The 4,520-nt window shown below is 73.1% G+C and carries 3 protein-coding genes; 1 reads left to right on the forward strand and 2 read right to left on the reverse strand.

From position 1 onward, the window contains the following. Positions 1 to 152: 152 nt before the first annotated feature. Positions 153 to 1,247, forward strand: coding sequence for a glycosyltransferase family 4 protein (locus ACWGI8_RS40215; RefSeq protein WP_453668399.1), 1,095 nt, complete (start codon positions 153 to 155; stop codon positions 1,245 to 1,247). Between the two features lie 102 nt (positions 1,248 to 1,349). Here ACWGI8_RS40215 and ACWGI8_RS40220 read toward each other — a convergent pair whose 3' ends face one another. After that, positions 1,350 to 2,978, reverse strand: a complete 1,629-nt coding sequence (locus tag ACWGI8_RS40220; protein WP_453668400.1) for a PucR family transcriptional regulator — start codon at positions 2,976 to 2,978, stop codon at positions 1,350 to 1,352. Between the two features lie 40 nt (positions 2,979 to 3,018). Continuing rightward, entirely contained in the window at positions 3,019 to 4,401 is a 1,383-nt protein-coding gene (locus tag ACWGI8_RS40225; protein WP_453668401.1) for an FAD-binding oxidoreductase, read from the reverse strand. Positions 4,402 to 4,520: the final 119 nt, after the last annotated feature.

Here is a 4,520-nt window from a genome sequence, read left to right on the forward strand (position 1 = left end):
GGGCTGGTCGCGGCGGCGGCGTACGGCGACCGGATCACCGAACTCGTACGCTCACCCATGTGAGTGATCCCGGCGGGGGAGTTGAGGCGCCGGACACGGGAACGTCGCTTCGGCGGTGCCGGAACGTTCGTACGGACTGGCATTCTTGGCGCGTGACACAGCTGCGTACGGTCCAGGTGCTGGGCGGCGGCAGCGCGGGCAGCAGCGCTCACGTCAGGTCACTGGCCGCGGGGCTGGTGGCGCGGGGAGTGCGGGTGACCGTGTGCGCCCCTGCTCCCGCGGAGCACGACTACGACTTCCTCGGCGCCGGGGCGCACTTCGTGCCCGTCCCACGACGCAGCGACCCGGCGGCGGTCGGGGCGCTGCGCGCGGCGTGCGCCGGAGCGGATGTCGTCCACGCGCACGGGCTCAACGCCGCCGTACGCGCCGCGCTGGCTCTCAGCGGGCAGCGCGTGCCGCTCGTCGTCACCTGGCACACCCGGACGCACGCCGACGGGGCGCGCGGCCAGCTGCTGCGGCTGCTGGAGCGAAGGGCGGTGCGGGCGGCGGCGGTTGTGCTCGGTACCTCGTCCGACCTGGTCGACCGGGCCCGCAGCAGGGGCGCGCGGGACGCCAGGCTCTCACCGGTTTCGGTGCCGGCGCCGCGCCGCCCCGCGGGCGCCCACGAGAACAAGGCGCGGGCCGAACTGGGCGCCGTCGACCGGCCGCTGCTCATGGCGGTGGGCCGGCTCGAACCCGGCCGCGGGTACGGAACCCTGCTGGATGCGTCCCGAGACTGGCTCGGACTCGACCCCGTACCGCTGGTCGCGATCGCGGGAGAGGGCCGCGAGCGGGTGTCGCTGCAGCGGCGCATCGAGGCGGAGGGGCTGCCGGTGCGGCTCATCGGCCGTCGGGACGACATCACCGAACTCCTCGCCGCGGCGGATCTGAGCCTGCTTCCCAGCCGGTGGGAGGCCCGTTCGCTCCTCGCCCAGGAGGCGCTTCGGCTGGGCGTGCCGCTGATCGCGACCCGGGTCGGCGGCATCCCCGAACTCGTCGGCGACGCCGCGGAGCTCGTTCCCTACGGCGACCCCGTGGCCCTCTCCAGCGCCGTCACCAGCCTGCTGGCGGACCCGGACCGCCGCCACCGGCTCGCGGCCGCGGGCCGCGCGCAGGCCGCGACCTGGCCGACGGAGGACGAAACCATCGCCCAGGTCCTGAGCGTCTACGACGAACTCACCCAGCCTCCCCGCCCCGGCCGGGCCTGACGGCGGCACGCTGGGCGCTGATCCCAGGGTCCGCGCCCACGTCAAGGCGCCCCGATCAAGGCGCGCCCGCGTCCAATCACGTCCGATCAAGGCGCGCCCGCGTCAAGGAGCGTGGCGGCGCGCCCTGAGGGCCAGGGACAGTGCCAGGACCGTCTGGGGGTCGTCCAGGTCCGTGCCCAACAGCTCCGAGATACGGGCCAGGCGGTTGTACAGCGTCTGGCGGTTGAGGTGGAGTTCGCGTGCCGTTTCCGCCTTGCGGCCCGCATGGGCCAGATACGTCTCCAAGGTGGGCAGCAGGGGCGGGCGGGACGTGCGGTCGTGGTCCCGGAGGGGGCCGATCGCGCGGTCCACGAAGGCCGCCAGGTCGGGGTGGTCCCGCAGCCGCCACAGAAGGAGGTCGATGTCGAGGCGGCGTGCGTCGTACCAGGGGCGGTCGGAGAGGCCCTGCGCCGCCGTCGCGGTCTCGGCCGCGTGCCGCAGGCCGGCCGACGCCGCCGCCCAGCCGCCCGCCACGCCGACGACGACCACCGGAGGGTGCGCCCCGGCGCGTTCGAGGCCCGCGCGCTGCAGCCCCGCGTGCAGCGCCGCGGCGACCCGGTCCGCCACCGCCGTACGTTCCGACTCCGAACGCAGCCCGAGCAGCAGCGGGATACGGCCCTCCACGGGTCGTACACCCAGCAGGACGGGTACGCCGACGGACGACAGCTCTTCGAGCACCGCGCGGGCCAGCAGCGACCAGTTGCCCGACGGGGACAGCTCCGGGGCCAGCCGCATCACCATGGGCAGCAGCGGACCGTCGCCCGGTTTGAAGCCCAGGACCTTCGCCTGGTCCGGCGCGTCCTCCGCCGAGATCCGCCCCTCGGCGAGGTCCGTGAGGAAGTCGCCCCGGCCGCGCGCCGCCAGCTCCTCCTCCTGTCGGGCTTGCATGAGGACCACCGCGAGCACCCCCGCCGCCCGTTCCGCGGCCATCCGGTGCACCGGAAACAAGGGGGACGAAACGGCGAGCAGGACGAGACGGGCCCGTACCGCACCGGCGCCGTGGCCCCCGCCCGGCACGTCCACCAGCACCGTCCCCGCCGGCGGGCCGGCCTCCCGCGCCGCGCGCTGGCCGCGCAGCCCGTCCCAGACCTGCAGCGGATCGGCGGCGGCAGGCCCGGACTCGCTGTCGGCCGCGTACAGAAGCTGTCCGTCCGGGGTCTCCAGGAAGACCGGATTGGCCGTGAAGTCCGCGAGGATCCTGAGCACTTGGGGGATTCCGCCGCCCCCGAGCAGCGCCTCCGTACACCGCCGGTGCACCTCTTCGGCCTGCTGCAGCAGTGCGTAGTGCCCATTGACGATCTCGGTGTGGACCTCCTCCGTCACCGAGACGAACGGCACCTCGCGGTGCAGCTGGATCAGGGGCAGCCCCGCGGACTTCGCCGCCTCGACGATGGTCGCGGGCAGCCGGGTGAAGCGGGGGCCCAGCTCCACCACCAGCGCCGCGATCCCGCGCTCGGCGAGCCGCCGTACGAAGGCGCGCTGTTCGGCGGGCCGGGTGCCCAGGCCGAGACCGGTGGTGAGCAGCAGCTCACCACCCTTGAGCAGCGATGCGATGTTCGGCACCTCGCCGGCGTGCACCCAGCGGACCGTGCGGTTCAGCCGGTCGGCGCCTGCCACGACCTCCGGGAGCCCGCCGCGGAGCCCGGGCAGCTCAAGCGCCCGCTGCACGGTGATTCCGCCCTGTGTTTCCATTGCCGGGACGCTACCTGCGTGAAAGTTCGAAGGACAACTGTCATCTCGGCTTGATGTTGTGGTTCAGCCTGAACACGTTCTCCGGGTCGTACTGTGCCTTGACCGCGGAGAGCCGCCGGTAGTTGTCGGCGCCGTAGCCGGCCACCACCCGCTCCTCGCCCTCGTCGCCGATGAAGTTGAGGTACACCTGTCCGATGGACCAGGGCGCGACATCCCTCCGCGCGTCACGGACCCACTGCCTGCCCCGCGTGTCGTCGGCGGGGCTGTCCCAGATCCCGAAGGGGTGGGAGACCCACTCGGCGCTCCGCCAGGGCACCGGATAGGCGGAGTCGCCGCGAGCCAGCGCGCCGCCCATCGGGAAGAGGATGTGCTGCGAATTCGACGGCACGATCATGCTCTCCGCACGGGCGCAGAAGATGTCCACGGCCTCCTGCGGCAAGGCCTGGAGATACTCCGCCGACCAGTAGTTCCGCAGGCCCGGCGGATCGTCGATCATGCACTGGAGTTCCGCGTACGGGAGCTCTGTGATGACCTCCGCCTCGTGTCCGAGGCGGAGCAGCGGCCCGGCTCCCCGGCGCAGTTCGGACTCCGGGCCCGCGTAGGTGATCAGCACCAGGCACACCGGCTTGTTCACCAGGTGCTCGGGCATGAAGTCCTCGGGCGGGCCGGTGAGATAGATGAATCCCCCGCCGACCTCGTCCGGCGCGGACTCCAGCACGTCCCGGTAGACGGGAAGCACCTTGGCCCCCTTCGCCGCCGGGAAGAAGAGGAAGGCGACGGACATCTCCGGCAGCGGGTGCAGCCTCAGCGTCATCGACGTGGCCACACCGAAGTTGCCGCCGCCGCCGTGGAGCGCCCAGAACAGCTCGGGGTTCTCGTCCTCGTCGACGTGCAGTTCGGTCCCGTCGGCCGTCACCAGATCGACGGCGACGAGGTTGTCGCAGGCCAGGCCGAACTTCCGCTCCAGCCACCCCGAGCCGCCGCCCAGCGTGAAGCCGCCCACCCCGGTGGTGGAGGCCCGGCCGCCGGTGACCGCCAAGGCGAACGGCTGGGTGGCCCGGTCCAGATGGCTCATGGTGGCTCCGCCGCCGATACGCGCCGTACGGGCGTCCGGGTCGACCGTGACCGCGTGCATCCTGCGCAGATCGACGACGAGACCGCCATCGGTGGTCGCGAGACCGGCGACGCTGTGGCCGCCGCCGCGGACGGCCAGCTCCAGCTCGTTCTCCCGGCCGAAGCGCACCGCCGCGGCCACGTCCGCCGCCGACTCGCACTGGGCGATCACCGCGGGCCGCCGGTCGATCATCGCGTTGAAGAGCTTGCGGGCCTCGTCGTATCCCGCGTCGCCCGGGGCGATGACATCGCCGGCGAGGGTTTCGCGCAGTCCTTTCAGGGCCGCTTCCGCGAGAGGCTGGGGTGCCATGACGGCCCCCTTCCGGGATGCGAACGGGACTCTCCCATCGTAAGGACGTGCCCCGTGGCACGCGCCCCGGACAGCCGCCTGTGGGTTCCGCTCTTCGCCGTCCTCCGGCTGCGCTGTGA

The sequence above is a fragment of the Streptomyces sp. NPDC054841 genome, assembly GCF_053611045.1.